Raw genomic sequence first — 14,685 nt, 5'->3', positions numbered from 1 at the left:
TGCATTGGGAAAACGCTTACAAAAGGTAGTATAATGGAATTTTTTCTGGACATTGAGAGGGGAAAGGGAAAAAGGAAAAAGCGCTGTAATTACAGCGCTTTTTCGTCTAAATTCTTTTCTGCTTTTACTTCTACTTCTTTTGAGAAGAACCAACCGCCAACTGCGATTCCAACTAATACAATCCAGAATGTAAGCTTCCATGGCGTAGATTCTGGGAATGAATGCGGAATTACATTTAATGCAGGGTGTGCTAATGTATAGATTGCTAGTTTCACACCAACCCAACCTACAATTAAGAATGCTGCAGTTTCAAGTCCTGGCTTACGTTTTAAGATTTGTACGAAAGCAGTTGCTGCAAATCGCATAATGATTAATCCGATAAGTCCACCTACAAAGATAACAACGAATTGCCCAGTATCAAGACTACCAATTGTACCTAATCCTGTTTTCGGTAAAGTCATTGCTAATGCAACAGCAGCTAAAATTGAATCAACTGCGAAGGCGATATCAGCAACCTCAACTTTAAATACAGTCCACCAAAAGTTCTCTTGTTTTTTCTTTGCTTCTTTTTCTTCTGTGTCTTCATCCGTATTCTTTTTAACATACGTTTTAAATAAGTGATTACCAGCGATAAACATAAGGTAAATGGCACCGATTGCTTGCACTTGCCATACGTCGACTAGGAACGAAATCATAAATAATGATCCGAAACGGAAAACAAATGCCCCCGCCAATCCGTAAAATAGTGCTTTCTTTCGTTTTTCTTCTGGTAAATGTTTTACCATAATTGCAAGAACAAGAGCGTTATCAGCTGCTAAAATCCCCTCTAGTGCAATTAGGATGAGTAATACCCAACCATACTCCAATAATAATGATACATCCATGTACATTCTCCTCTCATTTCTATAAGTACTAAATAAGTGAAGAATTTCCCCACTATTTAGTTTCCCCATACTCCTGCCTATTAACTTTGGAAGAATTTGGTAATGAATACAAAAAAGACCTCTGCCGTTAATAGGCAAAGGTCTTGCTAGACATATGTAATAAAAATGCCAACAAAGCCGGAAGAACTAAGTTCTACGTAATGACGACTTTGTTTCCAAGAAATATTCTTGGACGCTACTCCCCTTTGGAGATATGCTATTGTACTCTCATTATATGGATAATTTATACGGTTGTCAACCTGTTAAAATATCTTCATTCGGATATTTTATTTTTCGGTTCTTTTTACGTGCAAATGAAAAAGCCAATGTTAAAGGTCCCATCTTCCCGAAAAACATCATAAAGATAATAATAGCTTTTCCAATCATAGTTAAGTGTGGTGTGAAATTCATACTAAGACCGACAGTCCCGAATGCTGAAAATACTTCGAAAGCACTCATCAATAGAGGAACTTGCTCAGTAATGCTTAAAATTAAAATAGCAAAAAAGATAAATGAAATGGAAATAATAGTGATGGTCAATGATTTGACAATGAGGGTATCTTTAATAGATTTTTTAAACACGACAATATCATCTTGCTCTTGTAAAAATTTAAATACCCCAAAAAACATGATTAAAAAGGTTGTTAACTTAATTCCACCACCGGTTGAAGCACTACCAGCGCCAATAAACATAAGGAGCATCATTAATAGTAGAGAAGGTTTTGATAATGCAGAAATATCAACGGTATTAAACCCGGCGGTACGCGTTGAAACCGCTTGGAAATAAGCGGCCATTCCTTCTTCAAATGGGGTAAATCCTCTCATAGAAAGAGAATTGTGGAACTCGAATATGAAAATAAAAATAGTCGCAATAATATTGACGATTAGAGTAGAAGAGAGCATAAGTTTTGAGTGTAATGTAAGGTTTTTAAAATTTTTCTTTCTTTTTATATCTATAATTACTGTAAAACCAATCCCCCCTAAAATAATGAGGGAAGAAATAACGAGATTGACCAGAATGCTATGAGAATGGGACATTAAATTATCGCTCCACACAGAAAAACCAGCATTGTTAAAAGCAGAGATTGAATGAAAAAAGCTATAATAGATCCCTTTAGCAATACCGTATTTTGGTACCCATTCAAAAGAAAGAATCAAAGTAGCGATACATTCGACTGTAAAAGAGAATAAAAATAATGCTTTGGCAAGACGAATGACGCCACCAATGTTCGTTTGATTTAACGCTTGTTGCAGTAAAATTCGGTTTTGAAGACCAATTTTTCTGCCAAGCATAATCGCAATTAAAACGGCAAAACTCATAATTCCAAGTCCGCCCACTTGTATAAGAGTTAAAATGACACATTGGCCAAATAAGGTAAATACTTTCCCCGTGTCCACAACACCAAGCCCTGTAACTGTACAAGCAGAAACAGTTGTAAATAAAGCATCGAGCCATGAAATAGACGTTGTTGTAGCAATTGGTAGCTTTAATAAGCATGTACCGATAATTGATAACATAATAAAAGAAAAAGTAAGAACACGGGGAGGACTCATGCGAATGTTAATCCGTTTCATGTCACATATCGTTCCTTTCAGTTTGCTCTTACTAGTATGTGAAAAAACACGATTATGTATGTTAAAAATAGAAAGAGGCAGAGAATACCTGCCTCTAAGCCATATGTTATAGTATTATCCACGTAATTGTTGTTGAGCTAAAGCAACAAGTCGTTTTGTTACTTCACCGCCAACTGAACCGTTAGAACGAGATGCTGTATTAGAACCTAAGCTAACACCGAATTCTTGTGCAATTTCATATTTAAATTGTTCAAGTGCTTGTTCTGCACCTGGAACTAGTAATTTGTTTGTTTTTACCATGTTGATACACATCCTTATGAGTAGTCCAGTTCAGCTAAGTACTTATCTGAACTGGTAACATTATTTTATGTGGAAACGACGTACTCATACGCGGAAGTAATCGGTGTGATTAGAAGTTATTGGATAGAAAAAAGAGTAGCAAATTTGCTACTCTTTTTTCAGTATTGTCGCTGTACCTTCCACGACAATATCACCTGATTGATTATATATGTTTGTTTGCAACGTAATGATTTTTTTATCGTCACGTTTTTTGATGACTTCTGCCACAACGCGAAGTGTATCGCCAATTTTGACAGGAGCACGGAATGAAACGTTTTGAGATAAATAAATCGTGTTTTTGCCAGGGAGTTTCGTTCCAAGGATCGTCGAAATGAAACTGGAAACGAGCATGCCATGAGCAATACGTTCTTTAAACATTGTCGTTTTTGCAAAAGAATCTAAAATATGAATAGGGTTCACATCTCCAGTTAATTTTGCAAAATTGATAACGTCTTCATCTGTAATCGTTTTTGTAAGGGATGCTTGATCACCGACTTGAATCTCATCATAACGAAGCTCCGGAACAGTTTGTGCTTCTTGAAATGGATTCATTTGGGCCTCCTTCTTTTCCATATCGAAAAATGCCAGCCATCTTGATGTAGTAGGAGGAAGAAAGAGTTTTGTTTGTGCTGCAGTTAGCTCCCACATTTTCCTTACTTGATGGAAGTAAATAAATTTTTTGAGTTTTCCTCGAACTGCTTTGCGAGTTCTAGTTGTTTGGACTTGAACTCTCCCAAAAAAACTTCTAACTGTTTTTGAACCTCTTCACGTTGTACTTGTTGTTGTTCGATAAATTGTTTTGTTGTTTCTTCAAATTGACCGCTAGTTTGAGTAAGAATAGACAAAGATGTTTTCGTAGGAGAAACAGTAAGTTGGTGCATTTGAGTAGAAAGTTCATTCCATTTGCCTTGCCACTCGTTAATTTGATCATTTAAGGAGTTTCCAGTTAATTGCTTCACGTAATCTGTATATTGGTTATTGAACTGAGCAGTGAATTGTTGTAGTTCTTTTTCTAGTTCATCTACTCCTGATGTTAATTTATGCAAAGCGTCTTGTTGTTGTTTTAAAGTTTCTAAAGTAAGTTGCTCTAATTGTTTCCCAGCTGAAGAGAAGAGGGAAAGAGATTGAGACCAGTTTTTCCAAAATGCATCGACTAATTCGTATGGCTTAGTTTCCATTGTTTGACCTCCAAATGTTTTTTTGCATATTGTGAACGCAGATTACTCTGCTGTACCACCAGGTGAAGATGAAGAATCCTTTTCATCCTTTTCTGGAGAAGTAGAAAATGGAAAGAATGCATTGGTGTATAACGTAAAAAACGTCCGCAACATATTTTGATAATGTTCAAAAGAAGTCGCACATGTTGTTAAATATTGCTCTCCATATTCTGTTAAAGAATAAATTCGTTTCGCTGGCCCGCCTTCGCTTGTATCCCAAGTAGAAGAAATAAGGTTTTCTTTTTCTAACTTGCGCAATGTTCTATACACATTACCTTGGTCAACAGAAGAAAAGCCGATGTCCATTAGCATTTGAATGAGTTTGTAACCATGAAGACTCCAGTCTTTTAGACAGAGAAGTAAGAAAGGAACTAAGAAGTTTTTTGGCATGGAGTTTGGTTGTTTCGCTTGGTTTTTTTCCAAACTTTCTGGGTGTTCTGGTTCATTATGTAGCATGATTGTGCATCACCTCATGAATCAGTTAGATGGAATTTTTTGCTTATAAGTGCAATTTACACCTATCTGTTTTTAATGTCAACACATTTATTGGAAAATAAAGAAAAATAAAATATAGACTTGAAGTTTTATTCAGAATATTAGAAAATAGTGAATAGGTTGAATTGTTTCAAAAACAAAAAAGGGAGTGTAGGCGAAGTGATTGATCAAAAATTCGATCCATTGCAAGCATGGAAAAATGCTTATGAACAAACCGAAACATTTTGGGGAAAAGCGCTCAATGAAACAATTAAAACAGAAGAATATTCTGCTTGGATGGGCAGCGTTCTAGACTTGAATTTGTTTTATCAAAAAGCGTTAAATGATACAACAAAAAGTTATTTAGAACAGGTGAATGTGCCTACAAAAGAGGATATCGCTAGAGTAGCTACGCTTGTTATTAACTTAGAAAATAAAGTTGATAACATTGAGGAAGTTCTAGAAGAGAAAGTGGATTCATTAGGACAAGCCCCTACATTAAAGCGTGATGTTACGAAAGTAAAGCAAGATATTCGCACATTAGAAACGAAAGTTGATCAAATTTTGGAATTGCTAGAAAAGCAAAATGCAGTTCTAGCGAAACTACAAGTACCTGTAAAAGAAGAAGTAAAGCCTGCGAATAAGCCAGAAAATAAAAAATGATAATAGCGTTTGTTTATAACGTGTAAAAGGGAAGGGAGAATCTCTTTTTCATGTATAAACAACGAAACATAATTAATATATGGACTCTATTCATATGAGTACCAAAATGATTCATAACAATCGTTCACAAATTCATTTAAGGGGGAAAAGAAATGGTTCAATTAAATGGCAAAGTAGCAATCGTAACAGGTGGGGCAAAAGGAATTGGAAAAGCAATTACAGTAGCATTAGCACAAGAGGGAGCAAAAGTAGTTATTAACTATAACAGCAGTAAAGAAGCAGCTGAAAACTTAGTAAATGAATTAGGAAAAGAAGGACATGACGTTTATGCAGTTCAAGCGGATGTTTCGAAAGTAGAAGATGCAAACCGACTTGTAGAAGAAACTGTGAATCATTTTGGTAAAGTTGATATTCTTGTTAATAATGCTGGTATTACAAGAGATCGTACATTCAAAAAGTTAAATCGTGAAGATTGGGAGCGCGTAATTGACGTGAACTTAAGCAGCGTATTTAATACGACTAGTGCTGTACTTCCATACATAACAGAAGCTGAAGAAGGAAGAATCATTAGTATTTCTTCTATTATTGGTCAAGCTGGTGGATTTGGACAAACAAACTACTCTGCAGCAAAAGCAGGTATGTTAGGATTTACAAAATCATTAGCGTTAGAACTTGCAAAAACAAACGTAACTGTAAACGCAATTTGCCCAGGATTTATTGATACTGAAATGGTAGCAGAAGTACCAGAAGAAGTACGTCAAAAAATCGTTGCGAAAATCCCGAAAAAACGTTTTGGTCAAGCTGATGAAATTGCAAAAGGTGTAGTATACCTATGCCGTGACGGTGCGTATATCACAGGTCAGCAATTAAACATTAACGGCGGATTATACATGTAATGAAGTAAGAAAAAAGTGCATATCCATAGCAGGAATGCACTTCTTTTTTTTAGAAAGAAATCGACCAAAAAGGAGATAGAAAAATGACTACATTCGTAACGGAATGGGAAAAGCAATTGGAGTTGTACCCAGAAGAATATCGTAAAGCATATCGCCGTGTGAAAAGAGCGAGCGAAGTTTTATTACGCGAACCAGAACCACAAGTTGGTTTAACACCAAAAGAAGTTATTTGGACGAAGAATAAAACGAAGCTGTATCGTTACATTCCAAAACAAGAAAAAACACAGAGAGTTCCAATCCTATTAATATACGCGCTTATTAATAAACCGTATATTATGGATTTAACTCCAGGAAATAGTTTAGTGGAATATTTAGTAGATCGTGGTTTTGATGTGTATATGCTTGATTGGGGCACATTTGGTTTAGAAGATAGTCATTTGAAATTTGATGATTTCGTGTTCGACTATATTGCAAAAGCAGTGAAAAAAGTAATGCGTACTGCGAAATCGGACGAGATTTCTTTACTTGGTTACTGCATGGGTGGAACGCTAACTTCTATTTATGCAGCACTTCATCCACACATGCCAATTCGCAACTTAATCTTTATGACAAGTCCTTTTGATTTCTCTGAAACAGGATTATACGGTCCTTTATTAGATGAGAAATATTTCAATTTAGATAAAGCGGTTGATACATTCGGAAATATTCCACCAGAAATGATTGATTTCGGAAATAAGATGTTAAAACCAATCACAAACTTTGTAGGTCCATATGTCGCTTTACTCGATCGTTCTGAAAATGAGCGCTTCGTCGAAAGCTGGAAATTAGTTCAAAAGTGGGTTGGTGACGGTATACCATTCCCAGGTGAATCGTATAGACAATGGATTCGCGATTTTTATCAAAATAATAAATTAGTGAAAGGTGAACTCGTTATTCGCGGACAAAAGGTAGACCTTGCAAATATTAAGGCGAATGTCTTAAATATTTCTGCGAAACGTGATCATATCGCACTGCCATGCCAAGTAGAAGCGTTGCTAGATCATATTTCTAGCACAGATAAACAATATGTATGTTTACCAACGGGACATATGTCGATCGTTTACGGTGGAACAGCGGTAAAACAAACATATCCGACAGTTGGAAATTGGCTGGAGGAGCGCTCTAATTAAAAATAAAAAATCCAACTAGCGTATGTTAGTTGGATTTTTTTATGGGAAATAACAAAACATAGAAAGGAGAAATTTATATTTTAGGAGTATAATTATGAAACTTATGACTGGTAAGTTGTTTTGGAATACAGGCGTTTCTATACCTTGTTATCCATCATTAGAAAATGATATGATATGTGATGTGCTTATAGTCGGAAGCGGAGAAGCAGGTGCTCATATAGCGTATTCGTTAGCGAAAATTGGAATGCGTGTTACGCTCATTGAAAAACGAGCAATCGCATGTGGTAGCACAGCTGCTAATACAGGTTTACTCCAATTTCTTCATGATAAATCGTTAACCTCACTGATCCATACATTTGGTGAAAAAAAAGGGGTACGAGCATATAAGCTTTGTTACGAAGCGTTACGAACAATGGAACAAGTTGTACCGACTCTCGATATTGATCCCCAGTTTATTCCGCGAAGTAGTTTGTATTATGCAAGTAGAAATGAGGATGTATCGTTTTTACAAGAAGAATATAATACGTTACGCCATTATGGATTCCCGGTTGAATATTTTACCGATTCACATATGAAGAAGAAGTATTCATTCACAAAACAAGCAGCGTTATATATGCATGGTGATGCCGAGGTGAATCCGTATTTATTAGCGCATAGCCTTTTGCATAAAGCAAATCAAATGGGAGCTACTATACTTGAGCATACAGAGGCCATACATATAAAAAAACGCCAAAATGATTTAATTTGTTACACGAAAACAGGAAATCAAATTATAGCAAATAATATTATTATGGCGACAGGTTATGAATCACTTTTCGGAAAGAAAGAAAAAAATACAACAGTGGAAACATCTTATGTAGTTGTGACAAATAAGGTAGATTCATTTGAAGGCTGGCACGAACGATCATTAATTTGGGAAACAGCCCGGCCTTACCTATATTTTCGAACATATCAAAATCGCATTATTGTAGGCGGATTAGATGAAGCGATGCAAATTCAAACAATTGGTGATACGAAATTATTGCATAAGCGTGACATCCTTATTAACATTGTAAAAGAGATGTTCCCTCAGTATAAGAATATACAGGCAGAGTACTATTGGGCGGCAGCATTTGGTGGTAGTCATGATGGTCTCCCTATTTTAAAAGAAGACAAAAAGATACATAATTTGTTTTACGCATTACCATATGGAGGTAATGGAACTGTGTATGGAATGGTATTTGCCAAATTATTTGAGCAGTTATTTACAAATAAAGAAAGTGAAGATTTTTCTTTATTTAATCGATAGAAAAAAGGTAGCGAAGTGATGGAATGAGAGATATAAAAAAGTTTTTACAAAAATTACGTCCTGTACAACTCATTGTTTTGTTTTATTTATTAGCAGTAGTTGTATCGGTGATATTGCTTAGTTTCCCGTTTGTTACGAAGGCTGGTGTGAAATGGACATTTATCGATGCCCTCTTTACATCTGTTAGTGCGGTAAGTGTTACGGGATTGTCTGTTGTTACGATTTCAGATACATTTACTACAGCAGGAATTATTATGTTAGCCCTTATTTTACAATTAGGCGGCTTAGGAATTATGGCGCTTGGTACATTCGTTTGGATTATAACGGGGAAAAAGATCGGTTTGCAGAGAAGAAGACTCATTATGGCAGACCATAATCAAGGGAATTTATCAGGCCTTGTAGAATTGATGCGTTCTATTTTAATTGTAATTATTTCGATAGAACTTATTGGAGCAATATTACTAGGTACAAGATTCTTACTTTACTTTCCAACTTGGCAAGAAGCTTATTTTCATGGTTTCTTTGCGGCTGTTAGTGCAACTACGAACGGCGGATTTGATTTAACAGGACAATCGCTAATTCCGTATAAAAAAGATTACATTGTGCAAATGATTCATATGTTACTTATTATTTTAGGGGCAATCGGTTTCCCAGTGTTAATGGAAGTAAAGCAATTCCTTAGTAAAAGGAGACAGCAACTATTTCGTTTTTCGTTATTTACAAAATTGACGACAACAACATTTTTTGCGCTCGTTATCGTTGGAACAATTATGATTTTTTTACTAGAACGAAATCATTTTTTAGCAGGAAAGTCATGGCATGAAACAGTTTTCTATACATTATTCCAATCTGTGACGACGCGAAGTGGTGGACTGGCTACAATGGATATACGTGAATTGTCACAACCGACGCTTTTATTTATGAGTATATTAATGTTTATAGGGGCATCTCCAAGTTCGGTTGGGGGCGGAATACGTACAACAACATTTGCTGTTAGTATATTATCGTTATACACTTTTGCAAGAGGCGGGAGAACGGTCAGAGTCTTCAAACGTCAGCTACATGAAGAAGACGTGCTAAAAGCATCTGTCGTTATGACGATGGGGATTTTATTATGTGCCACGGCACTCTTTATTTTATCTATTACGGAAAATGTACCGCTTATGAGTTTGATTGTTGAAGTGTGTTCTGCTTTCGGAACGACAGGACTATCGACAGGTATTACGCCAGATTTAACAACGGTTGGTAAACTTGTACTCATTGTACTTATGTTTATCGGGCGTGTCGGTATTTTAACATTCATATTAGCTAGTGGTGGAAGAGAACAGCCACCTCGCTATAAATACCCGAAAGAGCGAATTATTATTGGATAATATGAAACCATTCTACCTATGTTAGGTAGAATGGTTTTTTAGTCGTTAATGCCAAATTGCGGATGCATAAAAGCGTCATTCTTATTATCCACTTCTTTTTTTAGCAACTCTTGATTTTCTTCTGAAATCCACCCAATATCATTTGTAGGATGAATCCATTCTTCTCCAGCCATAATGGCAGGGTCTACTTCATCAGTCCAATTGTGAAGTGGACTATTCTCGGAATCATATTTACTGTCTCCGATTACGACGTCATATTGATTTATGAAAGGTTGTTGCATCTTCTTTCCTGTTCCTTTAAAAGATGGAAAATTCATTTGATGCGGGAGCGTTTCATCTAAAATTGGTGACTGAATTTTATCTTTTTTCTTCAAAATAATCGCTCCTTTTATAATGCTTTCTTCATAGGTAGTATTTCCATCTAGCGGCTCTTATGTACTTGTTAACACTTGCCAGTAATAATTATTTCAGCTTGCTTCAAACTAGAGTAGAAAGTGAATCTTTGAGAGCAGGTGAATGTATTGGTAAAAAGAAAAGTAAAACAAAATGCGGCAATCAACAATAATAAAACTCCGAAAGAAAGCTTACCAGATGCAGAATTTGCATTAGAGTATGAAGGAGAAAATAGCGCGAAGTATGCAAATCGTAATTCAAAAAAAGGTAAACAAAAATGAGGCGTTTTTTACAAACGCCTCATTTTTTTGTGGGATTATAAAGGTTTTTTTAATTATTTGTAAATTTAGAGTTCATTATTAGCAGAAAAATGCGAAAAAACATAGAAGTAGCAACGTATTACACAAAAACAAACAACAAACAAAAGATTAATGTTGGTTTAATACTGCTTTTACACTAGTTGTTTATATTTGAATTGTACATAAGATTTGTAAAAGGAGAGAGAGACAGTGAAAAAAACAATCTTTAAAGCTGTAGCAACTGGAATGGTATTTTCGTTATTAATGGGGTGTGGTGCAAAGAAAGAAGAAAGTGCTGGGGCAAAAGTGAAAGATGATAAGTTATCTGGATCATTAACAGTTTACACAGCGATTGAAGAAGAACTTGTACCAATTTATCTTGATTCTTTTAAACAGAAGTATCCAGATGTAAAACTGAATATTGTTCGTGATTCAACTGGAGTTATTACAGCGAAATTGCTAGCTGAAGGAAAAAATACACAAGCAGATGTTGTATGGGGAACAGCAGCGTCTAGTCTATTAGCTTTAGATAAAAAAGATATGTTAAAAGGATACTCTCCAAAAGGAGCAGATCGTGTTCTCACGCAATTTAAAGATGATAAGCAACCAGAAAAATGGGTAGGTAATACGGCATTTATGACGGGGATTGCTATAAATAAAGAAGAATTAAAGAAGAAAAATTTACCGATGCCAGAATCATATGAAGACTTAACGAAACCAGAATATAAAGGAACGCTTGTTATGCCACATCCGGCTTCTTCTGGGACAGGGTTTTTAACAGTTTCTGCATGGTTACAAATTATGGGTGAAGATAAAGGCTGGGATTACATGAAGAAACTTCATGATAATATGGCAACTTATACTCATTCAGGATCAAAACCAGCGAAATTAGCAGGCGCAGGTGAATATCCAGTGGGCGTATCAATGGTTTATAGTGCTTTGAAAGAGAAACAAAAAGGTGCACCAGTTGAAGTTGTATTGCCGAAAGAAGGATTAGGATGGGAAGTAGAAGCGAACGCACTTATTAAAAAAGATAATGCAAAAAATGAAAAATTAGCGCAAGCATTTTTAGATTGGGCGATTACTGATGATGTAATGAAGTTATACTTCGAGAAAAATGGATTTGCGACAATTAAAAATGATTATAAACTTCCAGATGGATTCCCTAAAGATGTAACAGAAAAGTTATACAAAAAGAATGACTTTAAGTGGGCAGCAGAAAATCGCGACAAAATTTTAGAAAAATGGGAAAAAGAGTTTGGCCAAAAAGCAGAACCGAAAAAGTAAGTGAGTGGGAGAGAGAAAAAATGAGCGAATATTTATCAATTCAACACATTCAAAAACAGTTTGATGCATTTACAGCGTTAAAAGATATTTCTTTTACTGTGAAAAAAAATGAGTTTGTATGTTTATTAGGCCCAAGTGGCTGTGGGAAAACGACATTGCTTCGAATTTTAGCAGGGTTAGAAGAGGCAACAACAGGTAGTATAGCTGTGGATGGAAGAGATATTACAGCATTACCTCCTGGAAAGAGGAACTTCGGAATGGTGTTTCAATCGTATGCATTATTTCCGAATTTAACAGCACTTGAAAATATTGAATACGGCTTAAAGACAAAAAAATATGGAAAAGCAGAAGTAAAAGAGAAAGCGCTAGAGGCGTTAGAACTAGTTGATTTACTGAATGTAAAAGATAAATATCCTGCTCAAATGTCTGGTGGACAACAGCAGCGAGTGGCACTTGCACGTGCGCTCGCTCTATCTCCGGATATTTTGTTACTGGATGAGCCGTTATCTGCTTTAGATGCAAAAGTACGTGAAAAGTTACGTAGAGAAATGCGTGATTTGCAAGAAAAAGTAGGAGTAACAACTATTATGGTCACGCATGATCAAGAAGAGGCATTAACGATGGCTGATAAAATTGTTGTAATGAATCATGCGGAAATTATGCAGATTGGAACACCAGAGGAGATTTATCAAAGACCAGCCAATCCGTTTGTGGCAGATTTTATTGGTTCTATTAATTTCTTTTCGAAAAATAATGAAGAACATGCAATTCGTCCTGAACATGTAACAATTGTACAAAATGATGGTATTAAAACGGTTGTGGAAAGTATGGAATTTCGTGGATCTGTATATCGGACAGAAGTGCGAGTCGTAGAAGAGAAAACACATCTTTATAATGAGAAAATTGTAGTGGATATATTGGCATCAGAGGTTGAAAAAACCGCTATTAGAAAAGGAAAGCCGATTCAAATCTCTTTCTCAGAAAATCATATGTTGTCATATGGAAAGAAGGTCATTGTATAGATGGAGATGTTAGAAAATTTCAAGGTAGAAAGTACGAAAAAAAAGATTAAGAGACGTATTGGTAAAGAAGAGTGGATACAAAGACTATTAATTATTGGTATGCTTCTTGCTTTTTTGATCATGCTTGTATTCCCCCTATTACAATTGTTTACACAAGCTTTTTACGATAAAGATGGAGCTTTCATTGGTGTTGCGAATTTCAGTAAATATTTCACAACACCAACGCTAGTTCAATCATTACAAAATACGATATGGATTTCGGGCGCGACAACAATTATTGCAGTGACACTCGCTTTCGCTTACGCTTATGCGATTGCTCGTACGAATGTGTTTGGTAAGCGTGTATTTCAATATGTCGCGTTGTTACCACTATTCGCACCAACGATGATGCACGGTATCGCACTGACATATTTATTTGGTAATCAAGGGTTAGTAACGAAAGGAATGTTTGGCTTGTTTGAAGGGATACAAATCCCTTTATATGGACCAGTAGGAATTGTGATGGCTGAGGTCATGTATACATTTCCGCAAGCATTTCTTATATTATTAATTGCTTTTCAAGGCTCTGATTATCGTTTATATGAAGCTTCTAATATGTTAGGAGCGAGTAAAACAAAGCAATTTTTCACTGTTACTTTACCTAGTGTAAAGTACGGATTAATTAGTGCGATGTTCGTTGTGTTTACACTTAGTTTCACTGATTTTGGGGCACCAAAAATTGTTGGTGGACAATATAATGTACTTGCTACTGATGTATATAAGCAAGTAATTGGACAACAAAATATGCCGATGGGTGCAACTGTCGGAATGATTTTATTAATCCCTGCTATATTTGCATTTGCAATTGATCGCATTACGCAAAGAAAGCAGGCGAATCTCTTATCTTCCAAATCAGTACCTTACAGAATAATAAATAATAAGAAACGAGATGTTATTTCATTCGTATATTGTAGTTTAGTAACGCTTATGATCATTCTATTATTTGTGGCAGTTGGTATTGCGGCAAGTGTGAAAGTATGGCCATATAATATGAGCTTTACATTTGAGCATTTTAACTTTTCTAGTTTAACAGGAGATGGACTTGAAGCGTTTAAAAATAGCGTAATTGTTTCAGCAATCACAGCGGTTATTGGGGCTGTTTTAACATTTATGTTCGCTTATGCAATTGAGAAAATAGATCAGCTACAATTTTTCCGAAAAGCAGGTTACTTTTTCTCTATCGTCCCTTTAGCGATACCAGGTTTAGTACTTGGATTAGGGTATGTCTTCTTCTTTAGTCAACCAACCATACAAATCTTTGGATTTTCCGTAACGAATCCGTTTCATTCTCTATACGGAACAATCGTTGTGCTAGTACTAGTCAATATCATTCATTTTTATTCTGTAACATTTGTTACGGCAACGACAGCTTTAAAGAAATTAGATCGAGAGTTTGAACTTGTTTCACAGTCGATGGGAATTCCGTTTTATAAAACATTCTTTCGAGTAACAGTACCGATGTGTTTACCGGCGATTTTAGAAATGGTAATGTACTACTTCGTAAATTCAATGGTAACTGTTTCGGCAGTCGTATTCCTATACGCAGCTGATTTTAAACTAGCTGCCGTATCAATTGTAAATATGGATGATGCAGGAAATGTAGCACCAGCAGCTGCAATGAGTGTACTTATTGTTGTTACAAATATTGTAGTAAGAGTTGTATATGAATGGGGAACGAAAGCACTTCGTAACCGAACTTCACAATGGCAAAAAAGATAAATAAGAAGG

At 35.7% G+C, this 14,685-nt stretch carries 16 protein-coding genes and 1 riboswitch; of the genes, 9 read left to right on the top strand and 7 right to left on the bottom strand.

Going from position 1 to position 14,685, the window contains the following annotated elements; genetic code table 11:
- Nucleotides 1-89 precede the first annotated feature (89 nt).
- From K5S59_RS07650 to phaQ, 6 genes are all read right to left on the bottom strand, one after another.
- Nucleotides 90-884 carry a TerC family protein gene (locus tag K5S59_RS07650; protein ID WP_120449713.1) on the bottom strand — a complete coding sequence of 265 codons (795 nt, stop codon included), beginning with the start codon at nucleotides 882-884 and terminating at the stop codon, nucleotides 90-92.
- Nucleotides 885-974: 90 nt separating this feature from the next.
- Nucleotides 975-1,140, bottom strand: a riboswitch (yybP-ykoY riboswitch).
- Nucleotides 1,141-1,178: 38 nt separating this feature from the next.
- Nucleotides 1,179-2,498 (bottom strand): TrkH family potassium uptake protein, encoded by a 1,320-nt coding sequence (locus K5S59_RS07645; protein ID WP_000822324.1) that lies wholly within the window; start codon nucleotides 2,496-2,498, stop codon nucleotides 1,179-1,181.
- 114 nt (nucleotides 2,499-2,612) lie between these two features.
- Nucleotides 2,613-2,798 carry an alpha/beta-type small acid-soluble spore protein gene (locus K5S59_RS07640; protein ID WP_000241212.1) on the bottom strand — a complete coding sequence of 62 codons (186 nt, stop codon included), beginning with the start codon at nucleotides 2,796-2,798 and terminating at the stop codon, nucleotides 2,613-2,615.
- Between the two features lie 147 nt (nucleotides 2,799-2,945).
- Entirely contained in the window at nucleotides 2,946-3,389 is a 444-nt protein-coding gene (locus tag K5S59_RS07635) for a MaoC family dehydratase (RefSeq protein WP_001067917.1), read from the bottom strand.
- Nucleotides 3,390-3,490: 101 nt separating this feature from the next.
- Complete coding sequence (phaP, locus tag K5S59_RS07630; RefSeq protein ID WP_000448585.1) at nucleotides 3,491-4,015, bottom strand: polyhydroxyalkanoic acid inclusion protein PhaP; 525 nt, start codon at nucleotides 4,013-4,015, stop codon at nucleotides 3,491-3,493.
- Between the two features lie 42 nt (nucleotides 4,016-4,057).
- Nucleotides 4,058-4,510, bottom strand: coding sequence for a poly-beta-hydroxybutyrate-responsive repressor (phaQ, locus tag K5S59_RS07625; RefSeq protein WP_000903018.1), 453 nt, complete (start codon nucleotides 4,508-4,510; stop codon nucleotides 4,058-4,060).
- A 198-nt stretch (nucleotides 4,511-4,708) separates the two neighbouring features.
- Between phaQ and phaR the strand changes: the two genes are divergently transcribed.
- The 5 genes from phaR (at nucleotide 4,709) to K5S59_RS07600 (ending at nucleotide 9,917) form a co-directional block, all read left to right on the top strand.
- Nucleotides 4,709-5,191 carry a polyhydroxyalkanoic acid synthase subunit PhaR gene (gene phaR / locus K5S59_RS07620; RefSeq protein WP_000566960.1) on the top strand — a complete coding sequence of 161 codons (483 nt, stop codon included), beginning with the start codon at nucleotides 4,709-4,711 and terminating at the stop codon, nucleotides 5,189-5,191.
- Nucleotides 5,192-5,343: 152 nt separating this feature from the next.
- Nucleotides 5,344-6,087 (top strand): acetoacetyl-CoA reductase, encoded by a 744-nt coding sequence (locus K5S59_RS07615; RefSeq protein WP_000250414.1) that lies wholly within the window; start codon nucleotides 5,344-5,346, stop codon nucleotides 6,085-6,087.
- Between the two features lie 83 nt (nucleotides 6,088-6,170).
- Nucleotides 6,171-7,256, top strand: a complete 1,086-nt coding sequence (gene phaC, locus K5S59_RS07610) for a class III poly(R)-hydroxyalkanoic acid synthase subunit PhaC (protein WP_000206842.1) — start codon at nucleotides 6,171-6,173, stop codon at nucleotides 7,254-7,256.
- Between the two features lie 94 nt (nucleotides 7,257-7,350).
- Nucleotides 7,351-8,544, top strand: a complete 1,194-nt coding sequence (locus K5S59_RS07605) for an NAD(P)/FAD-dependent oxidoreductase (protein ID WP_212981777.1) — start codon at nucleotides 7,351-7,353, stop codon at nucleotides 8,542-8,544.
- Nucleotides 8,545-8,567: 23 nt separating this feature from the next.
- On the top strand, nucleotides 8,568-9,917 hold the full coding sequence (locus tag K5S59_RS07600) for a TrkH family potassium uptake protein (RefSeq protein ID WP_001204690.1): 1,350 nt from the start codon (nucleotides 8,568-8,570) through the stop codon (nucleotides 9,915-9,917).
- 38 nt (nucleotides 9,918-9,955) lie between these two features.
- On the opposite strand, the gene K5S59_RS07595 is transcribed toward K5S59_RS07600, so the two are convergent.
- A complete protein-coding gene (locus K5S59_RS07595; protein WP_002070938.1) occupies nucleotides 9,956-10,291 on the bottom strand; it encodes a DUF3905 domain-containing protein in 336 nt (111 codons plus the stop codon).
- A gap of 147 nt (nucleotides 10,292-10,438) precedes the next feature.
- On the opposite strand from K5S59_RS07595, the gene K5S59_RS07590 reads away from it, so the two are divergent.
- From K5S59_RS07590 to K5S59_RS07575, 4 genes are all read left to right on the top strand, one after another.
- The gene (locus tag K5S59_RS07590; protein WP_000240799.1) at nucleotides 10,439-10,591 is read left to right on the top strand and encodes a hypothetical protein; all 153 of its coding nucleotides are present in this window, start codon (nucleotides 10,439-10,441) and stop codon (nucleotides 10,589-10,591) included.
- A gap of 228 nt (nucleotides 10,592-10,819) precedes the next feature.
- Nucleotides 10,820-11,896 (top strand): putative 2-aminoethylphosphonate ABC transporter substrate-binding protein, encoded by a 1,077-nt coding sequence (locus tag K5S59_RS07585; RefSeq protein ID WP_073517459.1) that lies wholly within the window; start codon nucleotides 10,820-10,822, stop codon nucleotides 11,894-11,896.
- A 20-nt stretch (nucleotides 11,897-11,916) separates the two neighbouring features.
- The gene (locus K5S59_RS07580) at nucleotides 11,917-12,918 is read left to right on the top strand and encodes a putative 2-aminoethylphosphonate ABC transporter ATP-binding protein (protein ID WP_000006173.1); all 1,002 of its coding nucleotides are present in this window, start codon (nucleotides 11,917-11,919) and stop codon (nucleotides 12,916-12,918) included.
- Nucleotides 12,919-14,676 carry a putative 2-aminoethylphosphonate ABC transporter permease subunit gene (locus K5S59_RS07575; RefSeq protein ID WP_120449716.1) on the top strand — a complete coding sequence of 586 codons (1,758 nt, stop codon included), beginning with the start codon at nucleotides 12,919-12,921 and terminating at the stop codon, nucleotides 14,674-14,676.
- Nucleotides 14,677-14,685: the final 9 nt, after the last annotated feature.

The sequence above is a fragment of the Bacillus sp. BML-BC051 genome (assembly GCF_019656175.1).
In the GTDB taxonomy this organism is placed as follows: Bacteria; Bacillota; Bacilli; order Bacillales; family Bacillaceae_G; genus Bacillus_A; species Bacillus_A mobilis.
The sequence above is the reverse complement of the archived record's forward strand: the minus strand, read 5'-3'. Positions and strand labels throughout refer to the sequence as shown.